Consider the following 25,267-nt stretch of genomic DNA (forward strand, 5'->3'; position numbering starts at 1 on the left):
CGGTTTCCTGGTCGCCGCGAATGCGGCGCCAGAGCTACTTCGAGTAGTACTCGACGATGAGCTGCTCGGTGAGCGGCACTTCGATCTGGGCCCGCTCGGGCAGCTGGTGGATCAGGATCCGCTGCTGCTCGCCGACCACCTGGATCCACCCGGGGATCGGGCGGTCGCCGGCGGTCTCGCGGGCGATCTGGAACGGCACGGTGTTCAGCGACGTCCCCTTGATGTCGATGATGTCGTACTGCGACACCCGGTAGCTGGGGATGGTCACCTTGACGCCGTTGACGGTGAAGTGGCCGTGGCTGACCAGCTGACGGGCCATCCGACGGGTCCGCGCGATGCCGGAGCGGTACACGACGTTGTCCAGCCGGCTCTCCAGGATCTGCAGCAGCTCGTCACCGGTCTTGCCGGGACGGCCGGCCGCTTCTGCGTAGTAGCGGCGGAACTGCTTCTCCATGACGCCGTAGGTGAAGCGGGCCTTCTGCTTCTCCTGCAGCTGCTGGCGGTACTCGCTCTCCTTGATCCGCGCGCGGCCGTGCTGGCCGGGCGGGTAGGGGCGCTTCTCGAACGACTGGTCACCGCCGACCAGGTCGACGCCGAGGCGGCGCGACTTGCGGGTGATGGGTCCGGTGTAACGAGCCATTTTTCTTTACCTAGACCCTTCTGCGCTTGGGCGGGCGGCAGCCGTTGTGCGGCTGGGGGGTGACGTCGGAGATTGCGCCGACCTCCAGGCCGGCGGCCTGCAGCGAACGGATGGCGGTCTCGCGGCCCGAACCCGGGCCCTTCACGAACACATCGACCTTCTTGACGCCGTGCTCCTGGGCCTTGCGGGCGGCGTTCTCGGCAGCCAGCTGCGCGGCGAACGGCGTCGACTTGCGCGATCCCTTGAAGCCGACGTGACCGGACGACGCCCACGCCAGGACGTTGCCCTGCAGGTCGGTGATGGTCACGATGGTGTTGTTGAACGTGCTCTTGATGTGTGCGGCGCCGTGCGGGACGTTCTTCTTTTCCCGGCGCCGGGTCTTCTGACCCTTCTTCGGCGCGGAGGCGGCCTTCTTAGCTGGAGGCATGACTTACCTGGCCTTCTTCTTGCCGGCGATGGTGCGCTTGGGGCCCTTGCGGGTACGCGCATTGGTCTTCGTGCGCTGACCGCGGACCGGCAGGCCGCGGCGGTGCCGAAGGCCCTGGTAGCAGCCGATCTCGATCTTGCGGCGGATGTCGGCTTGAACCTCGCGGCGCAGGTCACCTTCGACCTTGAGGTTGCCTTCGATGTAGTCACGCAAGTGGGTCACCTGGTCGTCGGTGAGGTCCTTGGTGCGCAGATCCTTGTCGATCCCGGTGGCGGCCAGGATTTCGTTGGACCGGGTACGACCCACTCCATAGATGTAGGTCAGCGCGACCTCCATGCGCTTGTCGCGCGGGAGGTCGACGCCCATTAGTCGAGCCATGAAAGGCGTTCCTTCTCTAAAGCGGAGGTCTGAATCCCAGCCCGTTCCCTGGCCCTGAAACAAACTCAGCGCTCCGGGGTCCGGCCTCCGTTCCGGACGTGGCTGACCGCCCCCATCTCTAAAGATGCCAGGCCGATCAGTGGTGCTGGGAGGTCTTCATTCAGTTGTGCGCGCCCTGCGGTTCTCGGGACCGAGCGTCCGGGCTAGCCCTGACGCTGCTTGTGGCGCGGATCGGAGCAGATCACCATGACCCGTCCATGCCGACGGATGACCCTGCACTTGTCGCAGATCGGCTTGACGCTCGGGTTCACCTTCACGGCTGTTCAGATCCTGTTCTGTCTACTCGTTGGCTGGTTGTTCGGGCTTTTTACTTGTATCGGTACACGATGCGGCCCCGGGACAGGTCGTAGGGAGACAACTCCACCACCACCCGGTCCTCGGGCAGGATGCGGATGTAGTGCTGCCGCATCTTGCCGCTGATGTGAGCCAGCACCTTGTGGCCGTTTTCCAGCTCAATGCGGAACATCGCATTGGGCAGGGGCTCGACCACGCGGCCCTCGACCTCGATGGCGCCGTCCTTCTTGGCCATACTTCTCTTCGGATCCTCGTCTTTTAGTTTCGTATTGCTCGCCCGTATGAGCGCAGCCGTCACCCGACCATGAACGTGAGCCGGTGACAGGAAATTCCTAGGACAGGGCACGCAAAAGTCGGCAAGACACGCCGCACAGATAGAAGACTGTACCTGTATCAGCGCAGTCGGCGCAAAATGCGTCTGCCAGGGCCCTCAGGCCCAAGCCTAGGTGGGCCGCAACGCCAGGATCTTGTTGTTGCGGCCGGCGACGTAGACCGTGCCGTTGTTGTCGACCGCCAGGCCCCACGGGTAGTCGAGGCCGGTGAACGACAACTCCTCCTGCTGGCTCGATCCCGCCGGGAGCTTCAGCGCACGATTGTCCGCGCTGTCGGTGACATACACCGCGCCGTTGCTGTCCACCGTCACGCCGCCGGGATCGGCGAGGCCGACGAACGGCAGCGTGGTTTGGTTGGTCGAGCCGGGGGCCAGGGCCAGCACCCGATTGTTGCCGCTGTCGGCGACGTAGGCAGTGCCGTCCTTGCCGACCACCAGGCCGGTGGGCGAATTCAGACCGTTGAAGGGCAGCCGGTACTGCTTGTTCGACCCGGCGGCCAACGCGACCACCTGGTTTCTGGTGGTGTCGGTGACGTAGACGGTGCGGGCAGCGTCCACGGTCAGCCCGGTTGGACGATCCAGGTCGGCGAACGGCAGTTGGTTCTGCGTCCGGGAGCCGGCCGGCAAGACCAGCACCCGCTTGTTGCCGGAGTCGTTGACGTAGACGGTGCCGGTGTTGTCGGCGGTCACCCCGGTCGGTGCGTTGAGGCCTTCGAACGGCAACAGGACCGGCTCGGTGGAGCCCGCGGGCAGCGCCAGGATCCGGTTGTGCATGGTGTCGGCGACGTACACCGTGCCGCCGTAGTCCACCGACAGCCCCTGCGGTTCTCGCAGTCCGGTGAAAGGCAGCAGGCTCTGCCGCACATTTTCGACGGCCGGTCCGTTGCTACCGCTGAGGAGGGTCACGACCATGACGACGGCGATCACCGCGAGCACGGCCGTGGCGGGGATCAGCACCCGCGGTCGGCGCCACCACGGCGGCCGGCCCAGCAGCAACGCCTGCTGGCTGCGGGGCCCGATCTGGGTGAAGGACTCCGGCCGCGAGGCGGTCGGCTCGGGCCCCGGCCGTTGTAAGGAACCCGACGCGACATTGCCCGGCCGCGAGCCGAGCCGCTGCCGTCCGTGCCGTCCGGGCGAGGGCGCCGGTGCGGTGAGTGCGTCCCGCGCGGCGCGGGCCAGGTCCATCGGACTGCCGTAGCGCTCCGCGGGCGTCTTGGCCATCCCCTTGGCGATCACGGCGTCGAAGTTGTCCAGGCCCGGCCTGGACTGCGACGGTCGCGGCGGCGGAGCGACCAGGTGGTTGCTGACCTGCTGTTGCAGGCTGTCGCCGGGAAAGGCATGCTCCGCGGTCAAGCACTCGTAGAGCACGCACGCCAACGAATAGATGTCCGACCGGGCGTCGATCGGCGGCGCGCCGGCCTCCTGGCCGGAGAACCGTTCCGGAGCCATGTAATGGAAGGTGCCGATCACATCACCGACGCTGGTCAGACCCCGCTCGCCGACGGCCAGGGCGAGGCCGAAATCGATCAGGTAGGCGTAGTCGTCGTCGTCGATCAGGATGTTGGACGGCTTCACATCGCGGTGCAGCAGGCCCGCCCGGTGCGCTGTCTGCAGCGCCATCGCGATCTGTTCGACGAAGCGGACCGCCCGCGCCGGCGGTAGCGGCCCGACGCTCAGCATCGACTGCAGGTCGGTGCCCTCGACGAGCCGCATGTCGACGAAGAGCCGCCCGCCGATCTCGCCGTGGGTGTGGATCGGCACGATGTGTGGACTGTTCAACCGCGCGGCGGCATGCGCTTCACGACGGAACCGCTGCTGGAACACCTCGTCCCGGGAGATCTCGGCGGGCAGGATCTTGATCGCGACCGTGCGGTCGATGGCGGTGTCGTGGGCGCGCCACACCTCGCCCATGCCGCCTCGACCCAGCAACTCGATCAGCCGGTAGTTCCCGAATGACGATCCCTGCAACAAGTCCCTCCCGTCGCATCTTTAACAGCTTGCCATCGTTGCATGTGAAGCTATCGCGCGTCGCCGCATTAGCGCGACTTCGCCGCGGGGCCGGGCCTGCTCGGACGACCTGCCGCGGCAGTCGTGACGAGGGCATACTTACTAGCGATGACTAGCCCCGCAAGAGCCGATACCGCATCCCGCAAACCGGTGATGCTGACCGTCGACGACGACCCGGCGGTGTCCCGCGCCGTCGCCAGGGATCTGCGGCGTCGCTACGGCGACGCCCATCGGATCGTGCGCGCGGAATCGGGGCCTGACGCACTCGACACCCTCAAGCAACTCAAACTGCGTGGTGAGACGGTTGCGATGCTGGTCGCGGACTACCGGATGCCGCAGATGACCGGCATCGAGTTCCTCGAAGCAGCAATGGACCTCTACCCGGTTGCCAAGCGGGTGCTGCTCACCGCCTACGCCGACACCCATGCCGCGATCGACGCGATCAACGTCGTCGACCTGGACCATTACCTGCTCAAGCCGTGGGATCCCCCGCAGGAGAAGCTCTACCCGGTCATCGACGAGCTGCTGGAAGCGTGGAAGCGCACCCCGGAGCGGCCGATCCCGCACACCAAGGTGATCGGCCACCGCTGGCACGCGCGATCGTGGGAGGCCCGCAACTTCCTGGTCCGCAACGGACTGCACTACAAGTGGTTCGAGGCCGACCAGCCCGACGGCGAGCAGCTGCTGCGCGCTGCCGGCGAGGACGGCAAGCGGCTGCCGGTCGTCGTCAGCGAGAAAGGCGATCCGCTCGTCGAACCCACCGACGCCGAGTTGGCCGACGCGCTGGGCCTGACGACGACACCCTCGCAGGACTTCTACGACCTGATCGTGGTCGGTGGTGGACCCGCGGGACTGGCCGCCGCCGTCTACGGCGCCTCCGAGGGCCTGCACACGGTGCTGATCGAATCCACCGCGACGGGCGGCCAGGCCGGCCAGAGTTCGAAGATCGAGAACTACCTGGGCTTTCCCGACGGCGTGTCCGGCGACCAGTTGGCCACCCGGGCCCGTCGGCAGGCGGAGAAATTCGGGGCCGAACTCATCACCACCCGCACCGCCGTCGCGCTGGAGGTCAGCGGATCCAAACGCACCGTCCGCTTCGACGACGGCAGCTCCATCGACGGGCGCTCGATCATCGTCGCCACCGGTGTCGCGTACAACCAGTTGCAGGCCGACGGGTGTGCCGACCTGTCCGGGCGCGGCGTCTACTACGGGGCATCGGTCGCGGCGGACTGTGAGGGCGACGAGGTCTACATCATCGGCGGAGCGAACTCGGCCGGCCAGGCGGCGATGGATCTGTCGACCCGGGCGAAGTCGGTCACGATCCTGGTGCGGGGGCCCTCGCTGGAGGCGTCGATGTCACACTACCTGATCCAGCAGATCGAAGCCCGGCCCAACATCAGCGTCCGCACCTGCACCGAAGTGCACTGCGCCACCGGCGATGAGCATCTGGAGACGCTGACCCTGCGCGACAACAAGACCGGCGTCACCGAGGACGTCAAGTGCGGCCGGATGTTCATCTTCATCGGCGCCGCACCGCGCACCGACTGGCTCGACGGTGTTCTGGCCCGCGACGACCACGGCTTCCCGATGGCGGTCCACCTGCTCGACGGCATCGCCGTGGGCACCGAACGGACCCGGCGCCTGATCGACAACCGCGAAAAGCTGTTGGCGCTGGGCCAATTGTCGGCTGGGCTCACCCACCAGCTGAACAACCCGGCGGCGGCCATCTCGCGGGCCGCGCAGGAGTTACGCGGCCGAATCTCCAACATGCGCGGCAAATTGGCGATGCTGGCCGACGGCACGGTCAGCCCGGAGACGTTGAACGCCCTGGTGCGACTGCAGGATGCCGTCGCCGAGCAAGTCTCGAAGTCGGCGTCGGTGCATCTGAGCGCGATCGAGACCGCGGACCTGGAAGACACCGTCGGCGACTGGCTCGAAGACCACGGCATCGACGGCGGCTGGGACATCGCGCCCAATTTCGTCGAAGGCGGCATCGACACCGACTGGCTCGAGCGCATCGCCGCCACCGCCGACGAGCTGGAGGCGTCGACCTCGCTGGGACAGGCGATCCAGTGGATCAGCTACACCATCGAGAGCGAACTGCTGATGAATCAGCTCGTCGAAGCGAGCCAACGCATTTCAGCGCTGGTGGCCGACGCGAAGCAGTATTCGCAGATGGACCGGGCGCCGTTCCAGGTGGCTGACGTGCACGACCTGCTCAAGAGCACGCTCACCATGTTCGCCGACCGGCTGGGCAAGGACAGCACCTGCCACATCAAGGTGGCTAAGGACTGCGATCACGGGCTGCCGGCGATCCCCTGCTATCCGGGCGATCTCAACCAGGTATGGACGAACATCATCGACAACGCGATCTCCGCGATGGGGACCGCCGGCGGCACACTGACGATTCGCACCTGCCGCGAGGCCAACGAGATGTTGCGGGTGGAGATCTGCGACACCGGACCGGGCATTCCCGAAGACGTCCGCGAGCGCATTTTCGAGCCGTTCTTCACCACGAAGCCGGTCGGCGAAGGCACCGGGCTGGGCCTGGATCTGGCCTGGAAGATCGTGGTGAACAAACACCACGGCGATCTGCGGGTGGAATCGGTTCCGGGCGACACCCGGTTCATCGTGCTGCTGCCGCTCGAGATGCCCCCCGCGGTCGACGTCACCCTGCCCGAAGACGGCGACCCGCCGGTCACAATTTGAACAAATCGTAACCAACCATCGTTATAACGGCGTCGAATAAATACTAGTGTGACCGGTGGTCCAACCGGGTACGCCGGACCAAGCTACGCGCGGGGACGCCTCAATGGAGGCGGCGTGTTGGGGGTGGTGCTATGACACCGATGGCTCTCGCAGAGTCGTTCGGTCTACTGCCTGCACGTGTATCTCAGAGTCCTCCGTGAGCGTAAGGGGCAACTACACGGGGGTGCTGAGCATATGGACAGTGAGCGGGAAGCGTTTTCGGTAACGGGCGACATCTCCACGGATGTCAGCCAACGGGTGGCGATGGCCCGTCATTTCGCCTCCGTCGGGCAACTGCCTTTCTTCCAGGAGATCACGTCCGTCGATCCACCGCGGGTCGGCGTGCGGGGGCGTCAGTGCGTCTTGCTGGGCTCGAACTCCTACATCGGACTCTCGACCCATCCCGGCGTGGTCGCCGCGGCGACCAGGGCCACCGAGGACTTCGGCACCGGTACCACGGGTAGCCGCCTACTCAACGGGACCTACAGCCTGCACGTCGCGCTGGAGAAGAAGATCGCCGACTGGCTCGGACACGACGACGCGGTGGTCTTCACCACCGGCTACCAGACCAACGTCGGCACCATCCAGGGGCTGATCGGCTCGGACTGCCTTGCCGTGGTGGACTCCTACGCGCACGCCTCGATTCGCGACGGGGTCCGGCTCAGCTGGGCCGTGGAGGAGCGGTTCGACCACAACGACGTCGCGTCGCTGAAGGACGCGTTGCAGCGGCACGCCGGAAAGCAGTTCCGGCGGACTCTGGTGCTGGTCGACTCGTTGTATTCGATGGAAGGGTCGACGGCTCCGCTCGAGGAGATCGTCGACGTGTGCAAGAACGCCGGCGCGCTGCTGATGGTCGACGAGGCCCACGGCATCGGGGTATTCGGGCCGACGGGTGCCGGGTTGTCCGAACTCACCGGGGTCGCCCAGGACATCGATGTGCTGATGGGTTCGCTGTCCAAGGCCGTCGGCGGGTTGGGCGGCTTCGTCGCCGGATCACAGGACATCGTCGACGAGATCCGTTTCAGCGCACGGTCTTTGTGGTTCAGCACCTCGGGCACTCCGGCGTCGATGGCGGCGGCGGCTGCGGCGATCGACGTGATCCGCAGCGACGAGGGAACCGCTCGTCGAAAGCAGTTGGAGCGCAACGCCCGATTGATGCGCGAGTCGCTGCGGCCGCTCGATGTGGAGTTGAACCGCGCGGACGGACGCAGCCCGGACTGGTCGCCGATCATTCCGATCCGGCTTTTCGACGAGTTGCGCACCGTGCTGAGCTGGAACAACCTCAGCGACGCCGGCGTCTTCGTCACGCCCGCGGTCTATCCCGCCGTGCCGGTCGGCAAGCCGGTGCTTCGGGTCTGCATGACCTCAGAGCTCAGCGAAGACGACATTCGTTGGTGCGCAAAGACGCTGTCGGCAGAACTGTCGTGGGCCCTGGCCGCGGCATGAGGGACGGCTTCCGTCTGGCCATCACGGGCGCGACCGGTGACTTCGGTCGCAGTGTGCTGCGTTGGGCGTGCGACTGCGACGGCATCGCCGAGATCACTGCGCTCGGCCGTCGCCCGTCGGGGGTGCGCCACGACAAGGTGCGCGAGACGACCCTGGACCTGAGCGGCCCGTTCGATCTCGAGTCGGTGCGCGGCTACGACGCCTTGATCCACCTGGCTTACTGCGTCGAGGAACCGCACGACAAACGTCGCGCCTACCAGGTCAACGTCACGGCCACCCGGACCCTGCTGAAGCAGGCCCGCGAGGCCGGCATCGGCCAACTCGTCCTCACGTCGAGTGCCAACGCCCTCGGTGTGACGGCGTGCGGCACCGGCGAGGCGCACACCGAAACGAGTTACCCCGCCGGCGATCGGGACACCGGGCACTACTACTTCCAGCACAAGGCGTTGCTGGAACACCTGGCCAACTGGTACTGGGTGAACGCCATCGACGGCAAGATGTCGTTGGCCGTCGTGCGGCCCTGCTACGTCGTGGGCGACCACTTCGACAACTCGGGCCTGCAGGCGATGTTGTCCAAATCGGTTGTCTACCCGAAACCTTCGCGATCGTACTACCAGTTTCTCTGGGACTCCGATTTGGTCGACGCCTATGCGACCATCCTCTCGGGTGGGCTGAGCGGCCTCTACAACGTGGCCCCCGCCGACCACACCAGCGTTGCGGAGATCTGCAAGATCACCGGCGCCAGACTCATCCCGGGCCCGCTGAGCCTGTTGAAGCCCGGCGCGGATCTGCTGTTCCGGTTGCGCCTCTCCCCTTTCTCCGGGCACTGGGTGACGCTCGGCGACCCCGTGCTCGACTCCGGGTTGCTGCAGTCGACCACCGACTGGCGCCCGTCGATGAATTCCGCTGCCGCACTGAGGAAGTACCTGACCGCCCGTGACAACTTCCCGATCAAGGAAGGGCACACCGCATGAATCGCACCGATCTCGAAGGGCGACTCTCCTACGTCGACGCCGTGCGTCGGTACCTGCCCACGTTGGCCGACCAGCTCGAGAAGCTCGGACTGTCGGCCGTCGAGGACCCGGGTAGCGGTGTCGTCGACATGTGGAAGGAGCACGACGGCCCGCGGCTGACCGCGCCGAAGGAGCTCAGCGGCCTCGGTGCCAGCTGTGTGGAAACCGTTGAGCTCCAACGTGGTGTCGGCTATCTGAGTCCGTCGCTGGCCGCTGCCACCACCATGCACTACCTTTCGGTGGCCGGTCTCGTCGACTTCGCCGAAACCGCCGACGAGGCGACGGTGGGACTGGTCAAGTCACTGATCGAGAACAACACGGTGTTCGCGTCGGGCTTTTCGGAGGGCACGATCGAGGGCAGCGTCTTTCGCCCCACCATGAAGGCCGAGCCCGCCGACGGCGGTTACACCGTCACCGGCAGCAAGAAGCCGTGCAGTCTGGCCGACAGCATGGACTGCGTGATGGCGAGCGTGGTGCTCAGCGACACCGGACAGCGGGCCATCACGCTGATCTGGAACGGCAGCCCCGGCCTGTCGGTCAGCCCGCTGTGGACCAGCCCGGCGCTGGGCGCCGCACAGACCCATGCGGTGAACTTCGAAAACGTCTTCGTGCCAAGCGATCTGTCGATGGTCAGCGACATCGAAGATCCCGACGGCCGCAACGAGAAGTCCGGTTACGTGCTGTTCGGTCTGATCATCACCGCCGGTTATGTCGGCGCCGCGACACGGCTGGCACTCAAACTCGTCGAGCGGCCCAACTTCACCGAGGCTGACTTCGTCGAACTGTTCTCCCCGATCGAGGGAGTGTGGCGGGCGTTGCGCATGGTCGCGGCCCGCTACGACGGCGGCGACCGCAGCGACGACTTGTTCGCCGACCTGTTGTGGATCCGGCTCGGTCTGCGTGACCAACTGCAGAGCAGTGTGGCCCGCCTGGTGTCGCGGGTCGGCGGTGTCGGATTCGCCACCGACCCCGAAGTCGCCTACCTGGTCGGGTGCATCAGCGCCTACTCGTTCCACCCGCCCAACCTGCGCGAGGCGGGCACCTTCCTGATCGACCACGAGTTGGCCGGCAAGATCGACCTGGCGCGCAGCTAGCTTTCGCTGATGCCCACGGCCGCATGAAGTTTGGCGAGCGGCCCGGGCGCCCACCAGTTCCATCTGCCGACCAGCTTCATGAACGCGGGCACCAGCACCATCCGGACCAGCGTGGCGTCGACGATCACGGCGAGCGCCAGGCCTATCCCGATCATCCGCATGAACGACACCTGCCCGGTGCTGAGCGCGGCGAAGACGATCACCATCAGCAGCGCGGCGGCGGTGATCACCCGGCCCGCGGTGGCGATGCCCATCGTCACCGCTTCGGCGTTGTCCTGCGGCCCCTGAGCGGATTTCAGCCAGTGCTCCCGGATGCGCGACAGCAGGAACACCTCGTAGTCCATCGACAGACCGAACGCGGTGGCGAACAGGAACACCAGCACGTCGGCGACCAGAGTGCCGGTCGCCGTGGTACCGAGCCCGCCGAGGTGGCCCTCCTGGAACACCCAGACCAGCGCGCCCAGCGTCGCCGACAGCGACAACGTGTTGAGCACCAACGCTTCCAGCGGCAGCACCAGGCTGCCGGTCAGCAGGAAGATCAACACGAAAGTCGTTGCGGCAACCAGCAATAGCACTATGGGCAATCGCCGGACGATCTCGTCGACCGAGTCCCGGTTCAGCTGGTCGGCTCCGGTGAACAACGCCTCGGCGCCGTGCGGCACCGGGACACCCCGGAGCTGGTCGATCGCCGTGCGGTACCGCGAGTCCAGCGACGAGCCTGGCACCGACACCGACAGCCACAGGCTGCCGTCTTTGGCTGCCGTCGGCGACATCGGCGGCCCGACATTGTTACCGGCGATAAACGAACCACCCGGCGCGGCAACGGCTTCCACGCCCGGGACGTTGGACAGCGCGGTCGCGTAGTCCGAGACGTCGCTGTCGCTCAGGTTGCGCGCGTCGGGGATCACGATCGACGTGGCCATCGCCGGGTCGGCCGGGAACTGGCTGCGCATGATGTCGCCGACCTGCCGGGACTGGGCCGTGGTCGGAAGGACCCGGTCGTCCGGAAGCCCGAAGCGGGCGCGGGCGAATGGAGACCCCAGCAGAAGCAGCAGCGCCACGACGGCCAGGGCGCAGGGCAACGCGTGGCGCATCACGAACGTCGCGACCCGGTAGAGCGCGCCGTGTCGGACGTCCGGGTCCGGTTTGGTGCGGCGGAACAGCGCCCGGATGTTCAGCGATTCGATCCGGTCGCCCAGCAGCTTGATCACCACGGGGGCGACCACGACGGCGTACAGCCCGGCCAGGGCCACCACCCCGCACCCGGCGTACGCCATCGAGCGCAGGAAGTACATCGGAAACACCGCGAGCGCGCTGACGGCGAGGAACACCGTGCATGCGGAGAACAGGATCGTCCGTCCCGCCGTGGCCACCGCCCGGCGCAACGCGAGGTCGCGATCCCCGAGGTCGAGGTACTCCTCGCGGTACCGGCTGATCAGCAACAGCGTGTAGTCGATGGCCAGCGCCAGGCCCATGGCGGTGGTGAGGTCGAGGGAGAAGATCGACACGTCGGCGAACAGCGTGATCACGCGCAGCATCCCGAGCGTGCCGACGATCGCCAACCCGCCCACCACCAAAGGCAGCAGGGCGGCGAACAGTCCACCGAACACCCACACCAGGACGATCAGCGACAGCGGCAACGTGATGGCCTCGGCGGCCAGCAGATCTTTTTCGGACTGGTCGTTGATCTCCGAGGCCACCGTCGCCGTCCCACCGGCCAGCACCTCGACTCCGTCGCGTCTACCGGTGAAACGGTCAGAGATCGTCTTCGCGTGCTTGGGTGCGTCGTTCTCCGATCCGGTGATACCGGTGATCACCAGACCCGTCTTGCCGTCCTTGCTGACCAGGCCGGCGCTTTGCGGGGTGCCGTCCCAGGGCGATTCGACGTCGTTGACGAATTCGGATCGGCGTAAGTCCTCGACGAGCTTGCGTCCGGCGGCCGCCGCTCCCGGGTCCTGCACGCTGCCCGGTGCACGCACCACCAGCGTCAGGTCCATGTCCCCCTGGCCGAATTTGGTGGTGAGAACTTTCATGCCGCGGGCCGACGGCGAGCTCGGATCCTGAAAGCCCGCAGCGCCAAGGTGTTCGGTGACGGTGGCGCCGAATGCCGCCGCGACGACGGTGAGCAGCAGCACGCCGGCAAGCACTCGCTTGGGGGCTGCGATAACCAGACGAGCCAGCAGCGAAAGCATCCAGGCGATGCTACCCAGGGCAACCCGCCGCCAAACCCGGAATAGCGGCGGTCGGGCGGTAGGTTGGAGCAACCATGACCGATTCAGCGACAGGCAAACCCGATCTCGGACGCTTCGGATCATTCGGACGCGGCGTCACACCCGCCCAGGCCAAGGACATCGAGGCGCTGGGCTTTGGATCCGTATGGGTGGGTGGTTCGCCGCCCGCCGAGCTGGCCTGGGTGGAACCCATTCTGGAGGCGACGACGACGCTGCAGGTCGCCACCGGCATCGTCAACATCTGGTCGGACAAGGCCGGACCCGTCGCCGAGTCGTTCCACCGGATCGACCGCGCCTATCCGGGCCGGTTCCTGCTCGGCATCGGCGTCGGGCATCCCGAGGCGATCGCCGAATACCGCAAGCCCTACGACGCGCTGGTGGAATACCTCGACCAACTCGACGAACACGGCGTGCCCGCCAACCGCCGCGTGGTCGCGGCACTGGGGCCGCAGGTGCTGAAGCTGTCGGGCCGTCGCAGCGCGGGCGCGCACCCGTACCTCACCACCCCCGAACACACCGCGCAGGCCCGCGAGCTGCTCGGGCCGTCGGCGTTTTTGGCGCCCGAGCACAAGGCCGTCCTGACCACGAACGGCGAAGAGGCCCGGGCCATCGGCCGCAAGGTGCTGCCGGTGTACTTCAATCTGGCCAACTACCGCAACAATTGGAAGCGGCTCGGGTTCACCGACGCCGAAACCACCTTCCCGGGCAGCGATCGACTGCTCGACGCGCTGATCGCGTACGGCACTCCGGAGGCGATCGCGGCGCGACTCAAGGAGCACCTGGACGCCGGCGCCGACCACGTGCCCGTGCAGATCTTGACCAAAGATGAAAACCTGGTGTCCGCGTTGGCCGAACTCGCCGGGCCGCTGGGACTGACACCGGCTTGACGAACCAGAGAGGGATGTAGATGACCGAGGGCGTTTCGCTCAAACCCGATCTGGGTCGTTTCGGCGTCTGGCTTCCCGGCAGATCCGTCAGCCCGGGCGTCGCGCAGCAGATCGAATCGCTGGGTTACGGCGCGGTGTGGGTGGGTGGATCCCCCGACGCCGATCTCAGTTGGGTGGAACCGGCCCTCGCCGAGACCGCCACGCTGCAACTGGCCACCGGCATCATCAACATCTGGTCGTCGCCGGCCGCCGAGGTGGCCGAGTCGTTCCGCCGCATCGAAAGCGCTTACCCCGGAAGGTTTTTGCTGGGCGTCGGGGTGGGCCATCCCGAGCACACCGACGAATACAAGAAGCCCTACGACGCACTGGTCGAGTATCTGGACGTGCTCGACGGCGCCTCGTTGCCGACCAGTCGGCGGGTGCTCGCGGCGCTGGGGCCCAAGGTGCTGGCGCTGTCCGCCGAGCGCAGCGCCGGTGCCCACCCGTACCTCACCACGCCCGAACACACCGCGAACGCCCGCGAACTCGTCGGCAACACGGTGTTCCTGGCCCCGGAGCACAAAGTCGTGTTGACCGAGAACGCCAACGAGGCCCGCGAGATCGGCCGGCGGACCGTCGAGTTCTACCTCGGCCTGAGCAACTATGTGAACAACTGGCGGCGGCTCGGCTTCGCCGACTCCGATGTCGAAAAACCCGGTAGTGACAGGCTGATTGACGCCGTGATCGCCCATGGCACGGTCGAGCAGATCGCCGCGCGCCTGGTCGAACACCTGGATGCGGGCGCCGATCACGTGGCGATCCAGGTGCTGGGTGGGCCCGACGGCAAGCTGCTCGGCGCGTTGGAAGCGTTGGCCGGACCGCTGGGGTTGACGCCTCCGCGCTGATTGCCGGGCTAGGGTTTCTGCATGCGGCTGCTGGTCACCGGTGGCGCTGGGTTCATCGGCGCCAACTTCGTGCACGCCTGCGTGCGCGATCACCCCGATGACGCGGTGACCGTGCTGGACGCCATGACCTACGCGGGCAGCCGCGAGTCGCTGGCGCCGGTGTCCGGTGACATCCGGGTGGTGCAGGGCGACATCACCGACGTCGACCTGGTTTCGCAGTTGGTCGGCGACAGCGACGCTGTGGTGCACTTCGCCGCCGAGACCCACAACGACAACTCACTGGCCGACCCGGCGCCGTTCCTGCGGGCCAACGTGATCGGGACGTTCACCATCCTGGAGGCGGTGCGCCGGCATGGAGTCCGGCTGCATCATGTGTCCACCGATGAGGTGTACGGCGATCTGGCGCTGGACGCCGCGGATCGTTTCACCGAATCCACCGCCTACAACCCGTCGAGCCCGTACTCGTCGACCAAGGCCGCCGCCGACATGCTGGTGCGTGCCTGGGTGCGCTCCTACGGGGTGCGCGCGACACTCTCCAACTGCTCCAACAACTATGGGCCGTATCAGCACGTGGAGAAGTTCATTCCCCGGCAGATCACCAATGTGCTGACCGGGCGACGTCCGAAGTTGTACGGCACTGGTGCCCATGTGCGGGACTGGATTCACGTCGACGACCACAACGTCGCGGTCCGCCGCATCCTCGACGACGGGCGCGCTGGGCAGACCTATCTGATCGGCGCCGACGGTGAGCGCGACAACCTGACGGTGCTGCGAACTCTGCTGGTGCTGATGGACCACGATCCCGACGACTTCGATCACGTGGTCGACCGCGCCGGCCACGACCTCCGTTACGCGATCGACCCTTCGCGGGTGCGCGACGAGTTAGGTTGGGTACCAGAGCATGTCGACTTCGACGAGGGCCTGCGCGCAACGATCGACTGGTATCGCGGCAACGAATCGTGGTGGCGGCCACTCAAAGACGCCGTCGAAGCGCGCTACGAAGAGCGGGGACAATGACGTGGACGTCCGCGAACTCGCCATCGCCGGCGCATGGGAGATCACTCCTGCAATGCATCCTGATTCGCGCGGCCTGTTCTTCGAATGGCTGACCGATCGGGAATTCACCGCCTTCGCCGGCTACCGGCTCGATGTTCGTCAGGCCAACTGCTCGGTGTCGGCGGCCGGCGTGCTGCGCGGGCTGCACTTCGCCGAGCTGCCGCCGAGCCAGGCCAAATACGTGACCTGCCTGTCCGGCTCGGTATTCGACGTGGTGGTCGACATCCGGGTGGGATCGCCGACGTTCGGCCGGTGGGACGCGGTGGTGCTCGATGACCGCAGCCACCAGTCGGTGTACATCTCCGAAGGGTTGGCGCACGGTTTTCTTGCACTGCAGGATAATTCGACCGTGATGTATCTGTGCTCGACGGAATACAGTCCGCAGCGCGAGCACACCATCGCCGCGACCGATCCGGCTTTGGCCATCGAATGGCCGAGTGGGCACGAGCTGGTGATTTCGGACCGGGACGCCTCGGCGCCGTCGCTGGCCGAGGTGCGTGCCGCCGGGCTCCTCCCGACGTGGGACGAGGCCCAGGCGTTCACGCGCCGCCTCCGGGGCGATTAGAGCCGGGCCGACCGGGGTACCTCCACTTCCTCATCGAGGAGGTCGCCATGCTCCACCAACTATTGCTGGCCAGCTATAGCCAGCCCGAGGCCGCGGGATTCATTCTGCGGGGCATCAAAGGCATTTTCGTCCTCATCGGCGGTTTCATCGCCGCCATCATCTGCGGCGTCATCGCTGCATTCAAGGGCCGCAACCCCTTCGGCTGGGGCATTCTCGGCTTCTTCTTCAGCATCATCACGCTGATCGTGGTGAGCGTGATCCCGTCCAAGAAGTAGTCGCGCGCCCGTCGTCCTAGAAGGGCGGCGGCTCGTCATTGGCGACGACGAGCCCGTCCTCGCCCGGTTGTCGGGCGGCCCGGTTGTGGCGTCGTTGGGCGGCAACGTAATTCGCGCGGTTCTGGGCGCGGGTGCGGCGGCGTTTCGGCATCATCGCGGTCCGGCTGACGCAGCGCATGCGGCCGGCAAGCTGCTCGAGCCCGCCTGTGGGCACACACAGCTGGGGGAACAGCATGGCGCTCCCCGGCGTGGTGACGTACGTCTGACCCGAGGGCGATGTCCAGATCAGGGTCCCGTCGGGAAGCTGTCGATCGCTCCAGCCCCAGAACGTCTTGATCAAATGATGAAGTCGGCACAGGGCTTTCAGATTGGACGCATGAGTAGCTCCGCCGTCGCCGTATGGCGTCGTGTGGTCGAGGTCGCAGGCGATGGCGGGCTGGTCGCAGCCGGGGAATCGGCATGTGAGGTCGCGGCAGCGGACGAAGTCGGCCAACGCGTGCGACGGCACGTAGCGGTTCTCCGGCGGCGCATCCCCGGGATGGATCAATGGCCGCCGCGTGGCAGATCGCGCGAGGTCGGCGAGGAGTTCGGCGGGGATCAGCGCGTCGCTGCCGATCAGCGAGCCCGGCGTCGATTCGGTGCCGTCGAGCGCGGTCTGTTCGGCGATCACATGGATCACGACCGGGCTGGGCACCGGCGCCGTGGCGGCGGGGCAATGTGGTTGTCCGCAAAGGCAACTCAGCCGGTTGGCCCCGACGGCCATGGCGCCCATGGCATCAGCGCGGCGCTGGTTACGCGTACGCGGATCGTCGGCACACACCGTGGCGGCCAAGGCATCCAGGCGCGCATCGACGGCGTGGGCGTCAGTGGTGATCAGGCGCCCGAACACCTCGGTGAGGCCGGCCTCGTCGCCCCAGATGGCGAACTCGCGATCGCCGCGACTCTCCCGTCGACGCCGGACCGCATCACGATCTGCGCGCGCCACGACCTGGTCGACGTATCCTCCGAGCCGCCCCTGGGTGATGCCACGCCATCGCGCGAGCCTGACCGCCAACGACGCATCGACCGCGGCCAGCAGGTCAGGGTCGGTGATCAGATCGGTCCGATAGACGATCGTCTTGAACGTCCGGTAATCGATGTCGCCGGCTACCAGTAGCGCTCCCACCCGGGGCAACCGCAACCGCATCGCCCGGGAGTATTCGAGGTAGCTCGTCGCCAAGCCGCGGGTGATGCTCAACGCCGCAGCCACTTCCGCGGTGATCGCCTCTTGCGTGTCGGTGCACCACGTCTCACGCTCACCTACTTCGCGCAACCGCATGGCGTCGAGTTCTCCGATGACAGCCAGCCGCTCACCGGCCGCGCGATTCTCCGACCGCACCGCGGCTTGAAGCCGCTCAATCACTGGACCAGACTCGAACATACATTCGATGCTAGATAAAGGGTCTGACAACTATGCCCGTCAAAGCAATCGGCCGGACACCACCAGGGTGTCCGGCCGACAGATGAAGATTGGTGGTACTAGCCCGCGGATGCGGCGTTCGCGGCCTCGGTGGCTGCGTACGAACCGGCGCTGGTCCCGAGCGTGTTGACGAACTGCTCGTGGATCGCCTGGGCCTGCGCGGCGACGGCCTGGTACAGCTGCGCGTGCGCGGCGAACTGCGCGGCAGTCAGCGCCGACACCTCGTCGGCGGCGGCCGGCACTACACCGGTGGTGGGCGCAGCGGCAGCGGCATTCTGCGCGGAGAACGACGAGCCGATCCCGCCGAGGGCGGTTGCCGCCGAGCTCAGGGCTTCGGGCTGGGTGGTCACGAATGACATGGCATGTCTCCTCAGGTGCGAACTCCACGCGGTCGGCGGAGTGGATAACCGTGGCTTGTGGCCAAGACTGTATGACCAACTATGCCGGAAGACGACGCGACGGGTCCAGGTTCGATGGCCATGTCGGCGACGTCGCGTCCGTCACTTGCCGCAGAAAGGGCTGTGAGCTGGTAAAACGCCCGGTCTTGGAGATGCGGGCGCATACGGCATCGCGCGGCCGAAATTAAGAATCTTCCGGTGCAGAAACGCTGGTCCGCGAGTCCGGCATTTTGGATGTCCAGATTTTTAATCTAGGCCACCGTGCGTTCACTGCGGACCTTCGCGCCGGCCACCACCGCCTGAACGGACCTTTCTGCAGCTCATCAGCGCTTTTTCAGGTCAAATTCATCACTTCGGCGTCCACCCTGTGAGGCGCCTGACCGGTGGTGTCGGGGTCGGCCGAGCGGCGTTGGCGCAAGCCGGTTTTCGCGAACGTCGATAACCTTCCATCTGCGAAAAGATCCAGGCAGCTGCCAGCCGGTTTGTACTGAATTGCCAGCTGTCTCGGGCGTTTCGTCAAGCCAACCACCGCTCAGCGCTAGGACAGCGCGAAGCACTCACTGACGACCCACCCACCCGGAGCGAGGGACACGCATGGTTTTCGATTTTGGGGCGTTGCCGCCGGAGATCAACTCCGGTCGGATTTACCTGGGACCAGGATCGGCGCCGCTACTGGCAGCCGCGACGGCCTGGAATGCACTGGCAGCCGAACTGCAGGCTACTGCGGCGTCGTACACGTCGACCATCACCGAATTGTCGACCAGCTGGCAGGGGCCGTCGTCGCAGGCCGCAGCCAGCGCCGCAGCGCCCTACACCGAATGGCTGAGCAACACCTCTGCCCAGGCCGAACAGACCGCAGCCCAGGCGCAGGCCGCGGCCGCGGCCTACGAGGCGGCGTTCGCCGCGAGCATCCCGCCGCCGGTGATCGAGGCCAACCGGGCGCTGCTGGCCGCGTTGGTCGCCACCAACTTCCTGGGTATCAACACCCCGGCGATCGCTGCCACTGAGGCCGCCTACGCCGAGTTCTGGGCGCAGGACGCGGGCGCAATGTACGCGTACTCAGGTGCGGCGTCTACCGCCAGCCAGCTGACGCCGTTCACCGAGGCGCCGCAGACCACCAACGCCAGCGGCCAGGCGAGTCAAGCGGCGTCGACTGCCCAGGCGGCGGCCGCGCAGCCGGCTGACGCAGCCAGCGACCTCTTGGCGTATCTGACGCAGCTGAACACCCAGCTGGGGACGCTGAACACCGACATCTTGAACTTCGGCACGCAGTTGACGAATGCGCAAACCGCGTTCATCAACTCGCTGGGCATACCCGCTCTCACGGCGTCGCTGCCACCGGACGTGACGGGCGGGCTGTCCAGCATCTCGAAGTTCTTCACTGCCATCAACGGCAGCATCAGCACGTTCCTCTCCGGGCCGTTCACCCCGCTGGGGTATACCGGCGGTGTACTCAGGAGCTTCTACCAGGCCTCGATCAGCATCCCGAACCTCGGAGTCGGCATTCAGGGCATCGGCCCGCTGATCCACCCGACCCCAATCACGGGAGCGCTGTCGCCGCTGCTGCACAGCGGATTGCTGAGCGGCTCCACCCAGGGTTACGCCCCGGCAACGGCTTTGGCGGGCCGGGCCAGCACCATCGGCGCCTTGTCGGTGCCGCAGAATTGGGCGGCCGCGACGCCGGCCGTCCGTTCGGTTGCCGCCGAGATGGAAGCCAGCGCGGTCGACGCGGCCCCGGAGATGGGCCTCGCTCAGCCCGGCATGTTCGGCCAGACGGCGCTGTCCAGCCTCGCCGGCCGGGCCATCGGCGGCTCTGCCACCCGGGCGGCTGTCGGCCAGGGCTACCGCGTTCCCGGCGCGGTGGCGGCCGACGAAATCGCCACCACCGCCACCATCATCGTCATCCCGCCGAGCGCGGAATAAGGAGATTCAGCAATGGTTTTCGATTTCGCAGCGCAACCGCCGGAGCTCATCTCCGCCAAGATCTACTCCGGTCCCGGTGGGGAGTCGTTGCAGACTGCCGCGGCGGCCTGGGATGCCCTGGCCGGTGAACTGCAGTCGGTGGCAACGCAATTCGAGTCGACGATTGCCGGCCTGGTGGGTGGCGAATGGACCGGTCCGTCGGCGGAGGCCGCGGCCGCAGCCGCGCAGCCGTACGTGGCGTGGTTGGGGACGACCGCGGGACAGGCCGAGCAGACCGCCGGCCAGGCCCGCGCCGCGGCCAGCGCCTACGAGGCGGCACTGGCGGCGACCGTGCCGCCGGCCGAGATCGTGGCGAACCGCGCCCAGCTTCTGCAACTGGTGCCGGCCAACATCTTTGGTCAATACAACGCGGCGATCGCGGCCCTCGAAGCCGAGTACGCCCAGTTCTGGGCCCAGGACGTCGCCGCCATCACCGGCTACTCCGCATCGGCGCAGTCGGCGACCACCGGGTTGGGCTCTTTCACCGAAGCGCCGCAGACCACCAACGCCGCCGGGACGACAGCACAGGCCGCCGCCACCCAGGCCGCCGCGGTGGCTCCGTTGGACCCGTCGGGAATCCTCACCGCAATCGAGACCAACCTGAACTCGTTCTCGACGGCACTGACCAGTTTCAACAACACCTATACGAACTTCTTCACCAACGCGTTCAACCTGATTCCGGGCGGCTCGGGAGTGTCGTCGGCGTACCAGAGCTTGTTGACGTTCGCGAACAACGTGGGTAGCCAGGCCACCTACACCAACGTCGTCAACAGCACCCAGAGCCTAGGCATCTCGCAGTGGAAGAACTTCTTCATCTACCAGCCGTGGAGCCACGGCATCGGCCTGGGCTCGCTGGGCGCGGGCCTGTCGTCCCCCGGCCACCTCGGCGGGCTCGGCATCAAGGCAGCGTCGGCGGCGGTCGGCGGAGCGCACACCATCGGCAAGCTGTCCGTGCCGCCGAGCTGGGCGGGCGCCACACCGGCGATCAGGCTGGCCGCCACGTCGCTGCCGGACGGGGCTTTTGCCGCGACGGCGGCTCCGACGATGGAGGTCCCGCTCAGCGCGCTGAACCAGGCCAGCCTGGGCAGCCTGGCGGGTGGCGCACTGGGCAGCCCGGCATCCCGCGTCGTCAGCTCGACCGGGGTTCGGGCCAAGGTCACCGCGCCCCGCAAGCAGGGTCCTATCCCGCTCGACAAGGTGATCGCGAAGCTGCAGGAGTCGCCGGACGAGGTGCAGCACTGGAACGTCGACGAAGCCGGGCTCGACGATCTGGTCGCCAAGCTCTCGACCAAGCCGGGCATCCACGCCGTGCACCTGACCGACGGCAAAGCCACCGCAGCGGTCGCCAAGGCCGCAACCGAAGCCGGATAGAGGGGATCCAATGAAACAGCTACTGGCCCTACTCGGGGTATCGCTCGGACTGGTACTCGCCGCGCCGGCGCATGCCGAGCCTGGCATCGACGAGCCGGCCGGCGACGAGAACAACGGGTCGTTCATATCTGACCTGAAGAAGGTGGGAATCGGCTTCTCCGACGAAGGCCAAGCCGTCAGCGCCGGCCAGGCCGTGTGCGGAGCACTGCACAACGGCATGGGCGGCCTGCACCTGATCCAGCACCTGCAGGAGAGCAATCCGTCCCTCACCGAGAGCGGCGCCGCTCAGTTCGCCACGATCTCGGCGAAGGCGTACTGCCCGAAGCAGCTCGAGGACGAGAAGGAGCCCGGCAAGAAGTACCTGAAGGGCAACGCCCCGGGCAAGGGCACCGGAGAAGACGAGACCACCGTCATGAAAGGCGGCGGCGGCGGTGGTGGGGGCGGCTAGGCCTTGACCGCCTGCACGAAATAGCCACGCGGAGCGTTGGGTACGTCAGCCGGAACCGGCGGGCGTGCCCAACGTTTCCATGTGTGGCCGGGAACGGCCAAGTCGGTGACGGTCGCGGTCCAGCCGTGGCGCCCGACGAGGTCCGCCGGGGTGTCGCTGCTGAAAACCCATGGGGCGCCCAGTTTTTCCATGTAAGCGAGAGTGGTCGCAGAGAACGGCGCCTGCAGCAACGCCGTTCCGATCACGTCGTAGAGCAGCACCGAACCGGACGCGGACAGCCCGGCAATGCGCGCGAACAGCCGCTCGACATCGGGCGCAGGCAGGTACTGCAGCAGTCCTTCAACCGTCCAGACGGTCGGCGATGTGCTGTCGAATCCTTGTGAGACAAGCGCTTTCGTCCAGTCGTCGGCAAGATCGACGCCGACCGCGACACGTCGGCAGCGCGGACGTTCTCCGGCCAGCCGCTCGTCTTTGGCCGCGATCACCTGCGGTTGGTCGATTTCGAAGACCGTAGTGCCGCCGGGCCACGGCAGCCGAAAAGACCGCGCGTCCATGCCCGCGGCCAGGATCACCACCTGCGACACCCCGGGCATCCGCAGTAGGGCCTCGTCGTACAGCTTGGTGCGCACCACGATTGCCGCCGACGCCGGCCCCGTCTCCGCGGTCGCCTCGGCGAGCAATTGCCGGCCGTCGGCACCGGCCAGCCGGTCGGCAAAGGGGTCGTCGAAGAGCGCATCGTCGCGCCGGGATTCCTCGGCGCGCATTGCCGCGACGAGCAGGCCCGTCGCCGCTACCGCATGTTTGGCGTTGTCCATCTCTCGATCATGGGCACGCCTCAGCCGGCGGTCTTGGATATTTGTGCCGCTGGACGACGGGTACATGGCTTGGCAGCACGAGCCGCTGCTCGGTGTACTGAGTCGGCGTCATCCCGGCAAATGCCCGGAATTCCCGGACGAAGTGGGCCTGATCGAAGTAGCCGACCTCGGCTGCCACCTGGGACCCGTTCATCGTGCCGAGCAGTCGAAGCGCCGCCTGTAGCCGGCGTATTCGCGCAAATGCCTTGGGCGACAGGCCGACTTCGGCGCGAAACACGGCGATCAACCGCTTGGTGGTCATGCCGACCAGGTCGCGGATGTCGGCCATCCGGACCGAGGGGTTGGCTTCGATCGCAGCGACCGCGGCCGCAACCGCGGGGTGCCGTCGCACCGACGACCAGGGCCGTGACAACAGGAAGGCCTCCAGGATGGCGAACCGGGCCACCCTCGTCGGCGCTCCGATCAGCCGCTCGTGCAATTCGGCGCCGGCGCGACCCCAGATGTCGTCGAGCCCCGCGTAATCGTTTTCCAAGTCACTCAAGGGGATTCCGAGAAACGGGTACGCGCCGCCGGGCCGGAAGTGGATCGCCATCGCCGGCTCGTCGGCGGCCATCTCCGACACATACGAATCGGTGTGCGAGCCGGTGACGAACGCCGGCGGGACGTTGAGCTTCGTGACGCCGTCGGCGGCGTAGAAATCCACCCGCTGCCGCTGCCCGACGTCGATGATGACGGTGACCGCCCCGCGCGGCAGCGCCCGGCTGCGATACCGAACCGGGGCGTGCCAGTGCCCGATGATCTCGGTGTGGTCGGCGAGCACCGATCGCGGGCGATGGATGGAGACGCCGTTCACCAGAGCGACGATAACGCAGCCGCTTGCCACCGGCGGACCCGGTTACTAGGATATCCTAGTAACCATCGCGCTTATCTATGTCCGAGGGACAACCATGACTCAGAAGATTCCGCACTTCATCGACGGGCGTCGGAGCGATCTCGCGTCCACCAGAACCGCCGACGTCCTGAACCCGAGCACCGGCGAGGTGCAGGCGCAGGTGCTGCTGGCGTCGGCGGCCGACGTCGACACCGCGGTGGCCTCCGCCAAGAAGGCACAGCGCGAATGGGCGGCGTTCAATCCGCAGCGGCGGGCCCGGGTGATGATGAGGTTCGTCGATCTGGTCAACCAGAACGTCGACGAGCTGGCCGAGCTGCTCTCCCTGGAGCACGGCAAGACGGTCCCCGACTCCAAGGGCGACATCCAGCGCGGTATCGAGGTCATCGAGTTCTCGATCGGCATTCCGCATCTGCTCAAGGGTGAGTTCACCGAGGGCGCCGGCACCGGCATCGACGTCTATTCCATTCGCCAGCCACTCGGCGTGGTCGCGGGCATCACCCCGTTCAACTTCCCGGCGATGATCCCGTTGTGGAAGGCCGGGCCCGCACTGGCATGCGGAAATGCCTTCATTCTCAAGCCTTCTGAGCGCGACCCTTCGGTGCCGCTGCGGCTGGCGGAGCTGTTCCTCGAAGCCGGACTGCCGGCCGGGGTGTTCCAGGTGGTCCAGGGCGACAAGGAAGCCGTCGACGCGATCCTGCATCACCCCGACATCGAAGCGGTCGGCTTCGTCGGCAGCTCCGACATCGCGCAGTACATCTACGAGACCTCGGCCGCCAACGGTAAGCGGTCGCAGTGCTTCGGCGGCGCGAAGAACCACATGGTGATCCTTCCCGACGCCGACCTCGACCAGGCGGTCGACGCGCTGATCGGCGCCGGCTACGGCAGCGCGGGTGAGCGGTGCATGGCGATCAGCGTCGCGGTGCCGGTGGGCGAAGAAACTGCGAATCGGTTGCGCAACAGGCTGGTTGAGCGAATCAACCAGTTGCGGGTGGGCCACAGTCTCGACCCCAAGGCCGACTACGGTCCGCTGGTCACCGAGGCCGCGCTCAAGCGGGTGCGTGACTACATCGGTCAAGGCGTCGAGGCCGGCGCCGACCTGGTGGTCGACGGTCGCGAACGCGCCACCGACGAACTCACTTTCGACGACCAGAGCCTGGAGAAGGGTTTCTTCATCGGACCCACCCTGTTCGACCACGTCACCACCGACATGTCGATCTACACCGACGAGATCTTCGGCCCGGTGCTGTGCATCGTCCGGGCGCACGACTACGAAGACGCGCTGCGACTGCCCTCCGAGCACGAATACGGCAACGGGGTGGCCATTTTCACCCGCGACGGCGACGCCGCCCGTGACTTCGTGTCCCGCGTCCAGGTGGGCATGGTCGGTGTCAACGTGCCGATCCCGGTGCCGGTGGCCTACCACACCTTCGGCGGCTGGAAGCGGTCCGGCTTCGGCGATCTCAACCAGCACGGCCCCGCGTCGATCCAGTTCTACACCAAGACCAAAACCGTCACCGAGCGCTGGCCGTCCGGTATCAAAGACGGAGCCGAATTCAGCATCCCGACGATGAAGTAGGCGGCGATGC

The 25,267-nt window shown here is 66.7% G+C and carries 23 protein-coding genes and 1 pseudogene; 13 read left to right on the top strand and 11 right to left on the bottom strand.

Going from position 1 to position 25,267, the window contains the following annotated elements:
• Positions 1 to 34: 34 nt before the first annotated feature.
• The 6 genes from rpsD to CYU59_RS17680 all read right to left on the bottom strand — a co-directional run bounded on the left by rpsD (position 35) and on the right by CYU59_RS17680 (position 4,098).
• Positions 35 to 640 (bottom strand): 30S ribosomal protein S4, encoded by a 606-nt coding sequence (gene rpsD / locus CYU59_RS17655; RefSeq protein ID WP_292992066.1) that lies wholly within the window; start codon positions 638 to 640, stop codon positions 35 to 37.
• Positions 641 to 650: 10 nt separating this feature from the next.
• Positions 651 to 1,067, bottom strand: coding sequence for a 30S ribosomal protein S11 (rpsK, locus tag CYU59_RS17660; protein ID WP_292992068.1), 417 nt, complete (start codon positions 1,065 to 1,067; stop codon positions 651 to 653).
• Positions 1,068 to 1,070: 3 nt separating this feature from the next.
• A complete protein-coding gene (gene rpsM / locus CYU59_RS17665; protein ID WP_292992070.1) occupies positions 1,071 to 1,445 on the bottom strand; it encodes a 30S ribosomal protein S13 in 375 nt (124 codons plus the stop codon).
• Positions 1,446 to 1,648: 203 nt separating this feature from the next.
• Positions 1,649 to 1,762 (bottom strand): 50S ribosomal protein L36, encoded by a 114-nt coding sequence (rpmJ, locus tag CYU59_RS17670; RefSeq protein ID WP_003879483.1) that lies wholly within the window; start codon positions 1,760 to 1,762, stop codon positions 1,649 to 1,651.
• 50 nt (positions 1,763 to 1,812) lie between these two features.
• Complete coding sequence (gene infA / locus CYU59_RS17675) at positions 1,813 to 2,034, bottom strand: translation initiation factor IF-1 (RefSeq protein WP_003418601.1); 222 nt, start codon at positions 2,032 to 2,034, stop codon at positions 1,813 to 1,815.
• 207 nt (positions 2,035 to 2,241) lie between these two features.
• Positions 2,242 to 4,098 (bottom strand): serine/threonine-protein kinase PknD, encoded by a 1,857-nt coding sequence (locus CYU59_RS17680; protein WP_293000767.1) that lies wholly within the window; start codon positions 4,096 to 4,098, stop codon positions 2,242 to 2,244.
• A gap of 147 nt (positions 4,099 to 4,245) precedes the next feature.
• Here CYU59_RS17680 and CYU59_RS29015 point away from each other — a divergent pair, with 147 nt between their 5' ends.
• The 4 genes from CYU59_RS29015 to CYU59_RS17705 all read left to right on the top strand — a co-directional run bounded on the left by CYU59_RS29015 (position 4,246) and on the right by CYU59_RS17705 (position 10,438).
• Positions 4,246 to 6,846 (top strand): FAD-dependent oxidoreductase, encoded by a 2,601-nt coding sequence (locus tag CYU59_RS29015; protein WP_363114887.1) that lies wholly within the window; start codon positions 4,246 to 4,248, stop codon positions 6,844 to 6,846.
• Between the two features lie 234 nt (positions 6,847 to 7,080).
• Positions 7,081 to 8,331 carry a pyridoxal phosphate-dependent aminotransferase family protein gene (locus CYU59_RS17695; RefSeq protein ID WP_293000769.1) on the top strand — a complete coding sequence of 417 codons (1,251 nt, stop codon included), beginning with the start codon at positions 7,081 to 7,083 and terminating at the stop codon, positions 8,329 to 8,331.
• A complete protein-coding gene (locus tag CYU59_RS17700) occupies positions 8,328 to 9,305 on the top strand; it encodes an NAD-dependent epimerase/dehydratase family protein (protein WP_293000771.1) in 978 nt (325 codons plus the stop codon). Before CYU59_RS17695 ends, CYU59_RS17700 begins: the two co-directional genes overlap by 4 nt.
• Positions 9,302 to 10,438, top strand: coding sequence for an acyl-CoA dehydrogenase family protein (locus tag CYU59_RS17705; RefSeq protein ID WP_293000773.1), 1,137 nt, complete (start codon positions 9,302 to 9,304; stop codon positions 10,436 to 10,438). Before CYU59_RS17700 ends, CYU59_RS17705 begins: the two co-directional genes overlap by 4 nt.
• On the opposite strand, the gene CYU59_RS17710 is transcribed toward CYU59_RS17705, so the two are convergent.
• On the bottom strand, positions 10,435 to 12,630 hold the full coding sequence (locus tag CYU59_RS17710; RefSeq protein WP_293000775.1) for an MMPL family transporter: 2,196 nt from the start codon (positions 12,628 to 12,630) through the stop codon (positions 10,435 to 10,437). The genes CYU59_RS17705 and CYU59_RS17710 overlap by 4 nt on opposite strands.
• A 74-nt stretch (positions 12,631 to 12,704) precedes the next feature.
• Between CYU59_RS17710 and CYU59_RS17715 the strand changes: the two genes are divergently transcribed.
• The 5 genes from CYU59_RS17715 to CYU59_RS17735 are packed head-to-tail and all read left to right on the top strand — an operon-like array spanning position 12,705 to position 16,336.
• The gene (locus tag CYU59_RS17715; protein ID WP_293000777.1) at positions 12,705 to 13,556 is read left to right on the top strand and encodes an LLM class F420-dependent oxidoreductase; all 852 of its coding nucleotides are present in this window, start codon (positions 12,705 to 12,707) and stop codon (positions 13,554 to 13,556) included.
• A 20-nt stretch (positions 13,557 to 13,576) separates the two neighbouring features.
• Positions 13,577 to 14,440 (top strand): LLM class F420-dependent oxidoreductase, encoded by an 864-nt coding sequence (locus CYU59_RS17720; RefSeq protein WP_293000779.1) that lies wholly within the window; start codon positions 13,577 to 13,579, stop codon positions 14,438 to 14,440.
• A 21-nt stretch (positions 14,441 to 14,461) separates the two neighbouring features.
• Positions 14,462 to 15,457 carry a dTDP-glucose 4,6-dehydratase gene (gene rfbB / locus CYU59_RS17725; RefSeq protein ID WP_293000781.1) on the top strand — a complete coding sequence of 332 codons (996 nt, stop codon included), beginning with the start codon at positions 14,462 to 14,464 and terminating at the stop codon, positions 15,455 to 15,457.
• A gap of 1 nt (position 15,458) precedes the next feature.
• Positions 15,459 to 16,061 carry a dTDP-4-dehydrorhamnose 3,5-epimerase gene (rfbC, locus tag CYU59_RS17730; protein ID WP_293000783.1) on the top strand — a complete coding sequence of 201 codons (603 nt, stop codon included), beginning with the start codon at positions 15,459 to 15,461 and terminating at the stop codon, positions 16,059 to 16,061.
• A gap of 47 nt (positions 16,062 to 16,108) precedes the next feature.
• Positions 16,109 to 16,336, top strand: a complete 228-nt coding sequence (locus tag CYU59_RS17735; RefSeq protein ID WP_293000786.1) for a deoxyribodipyrimidine photolyase — start codon at positions 16,109 to 16,111, stop codon at positions 16,334 to 16,336.
• A gap of 16 nt (positions 16,337 to 16,352) precedes the next feature.
• Here CYU59_RS17735 and CYU59_RS17740 read toward each other — a convergent pair whose 3' ends face one another.
• Both CYU59_RS17740 and CYU59_RS17745 read right to left on the bottom strand, forming a co-directional pair.
• Positions 16,353 to 17,738, bottom strand: a complete 1,386-nt coding sequence (locus CYU59_RS17740) for an HNH endonuclease signature motif containing protein (RefSeq protein ID WP_293000788.1) — start codon at positions 17,736 to 17,738, stop codon at positions 16,353 to 16,355.
• 116 nt (positions 17,739 to 17,854) lie between these two features.
• Positions 17,855 to 18,154, bottom strand: a complete 300-nt coding sequence (locus tag CYU59_RS17745) for a PE family protein (protein WP_293000790.1) — start codon at positions 18,152 to 18,154, stop codon at positions 17,855 to 17,857.
• Between the two features lie 633 nt (positions 18,155 to 18,787).
• On the opposite strand from CYU59_RS17745, the gene CYU59_RS17750 reads away from it, so the two are divergent.
• From CYU59_RS17750 to CYU59_RS17760, 3 genes and pseudogenes are all read left to right on the top strand, one after another.
• Positions 18,788 to 20,116, top strand: coding sequence for a PPE family protein (locus CYU59_RS17750; RefSeq protein WP_293000792.1), 1,329 nt, complete (start codon positions 18,788 to 18,790; stop codon positions 20,114 to 20,116).
• Between the two features lie 12 nt (positions 20,117 to 20,128).
• Complete coding sequence (locus CYU59_RS17755) at positions 20,129 to 21,526, top strand: PPE family protein (protein ID WP_293000794.1); 1,398 nt, start codon at positions 20,129 to 20,131, stop codon at positions 21,524 to 21,526.
• 10 nt (positions 21,527 to 21,536) lie between these two features.
• A pseudogene (locus CYU59_RS17760) lies at positions 21,537 to 21,860 on the top strand (DUF732 domain-containing protein); the annotation flags it as partial.
• Between the two features lie 110 nt (positions 21,861 to 21,970).
• Here the strand turns inward: CYU59_RS17760 and CYU59_RS17765 are convergent.
• Together CYU59_RS17765 and CYU59_RS17770 are read right to left on the bottom strand one after the other, a co-directional pair.
• Positions 21,971 to 22,789: an SAM-dependent methyltransferase gene (locus CYU59_RS17765; protein WP_293000798.1), complete on the bottom strand. Its 819-nt coding sequence runs from the start codon at positions 22,787 to 22,789 to the stop codon at positions 21,971 to 21,973.
• A gap of 7 nt (positions 22,790 to 22,796) precedes the next feature.
• Entirely contained in the window at positions 22,797 to 23,642 is an 846-nt protein-coding gene (locus CYU59_RS17770; RefSeq protein WP_293000800.1) for a helix-turn-helix transcriptional regulator, read from the bottom strand.
• Positions 23,643 to 23,736: 94 nt separating this feature from the next.
• On the opposite strand from CYU59_RS17770, the gene CYU59_RS17775 reads away from it, so the two are divergent.
• On the top strand, positions 23,737 to 25,257 hold the full coding sequence (locus tag CYU59_RS17775) for a CoA-acylating methylmalonate-semialdehyde dehydrogenase (protein WP_293000802.1): 1,521 nt from the start codon (positions 23,737 to 23,739) through the stop codon (positions 25,255 to 25,257).
• Positions 25,258 to 25,267 lie beyond the last annotated feature (10 nt).

Source organism: Mycobacterium sp., from assembly GCF_002863225.1.
GTDB lineage: Bacteria > Actinomycetota > Actinomycetes > Mycobacteriales > Mycobacteriaceae > Mycobacterium.

What these genes read in the sequence shown, in the direction of transcription:
- rpsD (WP_292992066.1), bottom strand. Translation starts at nt 640, where the DNA reads ATGGCTCGTTACACCGGACCCATCACCCGCAAGTCGCGCCGCCTCGGC.
- rpsK (WP_292992068.1), bottom strand. Translation starts at nt 1,067, where the DNA reads ATGCCTCCAGCTAAGAAGGCCGCCTCCGCGCCGAAGAAGGGTCAGAAG.
- rpsM (WP_292992070.1), bottom strand. Translation starts at nt 1,445, where the DNA reads ATGGCTCGACTAATGGGCGTCGACCTCCCGCGCGACAAGCGCATGGAG.
- infA (WP_003418601.1), bottom strand. Translation starts at nt 2,034, where the DNA reads ATGGCCAAGAAGGACGGCGCCATCGAGGTCGAGGGCCGCGTGGTCGAG.
- CYU59_RS29015 (WP_363114887.1), top strand. Translation starts at nt 4,246, where the DNA reads ATGACTAGCCCCGCAAGAGCCGATACCGCATCCCGCAAACCGGTGATG.
- CYU59_RS17695 (WP_293000769.1), top strand. Translation starts at nt 7,081, where the DNA reads ATGGACAGTGAGCGGGAAGCGTTTTCGGTAACGGGCGACATCTCCACG.
- CYU59_RS17700 (WP_293000771.1), top strand. Translation starts at nt 8,328, where the DNA reads ATGAGGGACGGCTTCCGTCTGGCCATCACGGGCGCGACCGGTGACTTC.
- CYU59_RS17705 (WP_293000773.1), top strand. Translation starts at nt 9,302, where the DNA reads ATGAATCGCACCGATCTCGAAGGGCGACTCTCCTACGTCGACGCCGTG.
- CYU59_RS17710 (WP_293000775.1), bottom strand. Translation starts at nt 12,630, where the DNA reads ATGCTTTCGCTGCTGGCTCGTCTGGTTATCGCAGCCCCCAAGCGAGTG.
- CYU59_RS17715 (WP_293000777.1), top strand. Translation starts at nt 12,705, where the DNA reads ATGACCGATTCAGCGACAGGCAAACCCGATCTCGGACGCTTCGGATCA.
- CYU59_RS17720 (WP_293000779.1), top strand. Translation starts at nt 13,577, where the DNA reads ATGACCGAGGGCGTTTCGCTCAAACCCGATCTGGGTCGTTTCGGCGTC.
- rfbB (WP_293000781.1), top strand. Translation starts at nt 14,462, where the DNA reads ATGCGGCTGCTGGTCACCGGTGGCGCTGGGTTCATCGGCGCCAACTTC.
- CYU59_RS17735 (WP_293000786.1), top strand. Translation starts at nt 16,109, where the DNA reads ATGCTCCACCAACTATTGCTGGCCAGCTATAGCCAGCCCGAGGCCGCG.
- CYU59_RS17745 (WP_293000790.1), bottom strand. Translation starts at nt 18,154, where the DNA reads ATGTCATTCGTGACCACCCAGCCCGAAGCCCTGAGCTCGGCGGCAACC.
- CYU59_RS17750 (WP_293000792.1), top strand. Translation starts at nt 18,788, where the DNA reads ATGGTTTTCGATTTTGGGGCGTTGCCGCCGGAGATCAACTCCGGTCGG.
- CYU59_RS17755 (WP_293000794.1), top strand. Translation starts at nt 20,129, where the DNA reads ATGGTTTTCGATTTCGCAGCGCAACCGCCGGAGCTCATCTCCGCCAAG.
- CYU59_RS17765 (WP_293000798.1), bottom strand. Translation starts at nt 22,789, where the DNA reads ATGGACAACGCCAAACATGCGGTAGCGGCGACGGGCCTGCTCGTCGCG.
- CYU59_RS17775 (WP_293000802.1), top strand. Translation starts at nt 23,737, where the DNA reads ATGACTCAGAAGATTCCGCACTTCATCGACGGGCGTCGGAGCGATCTC.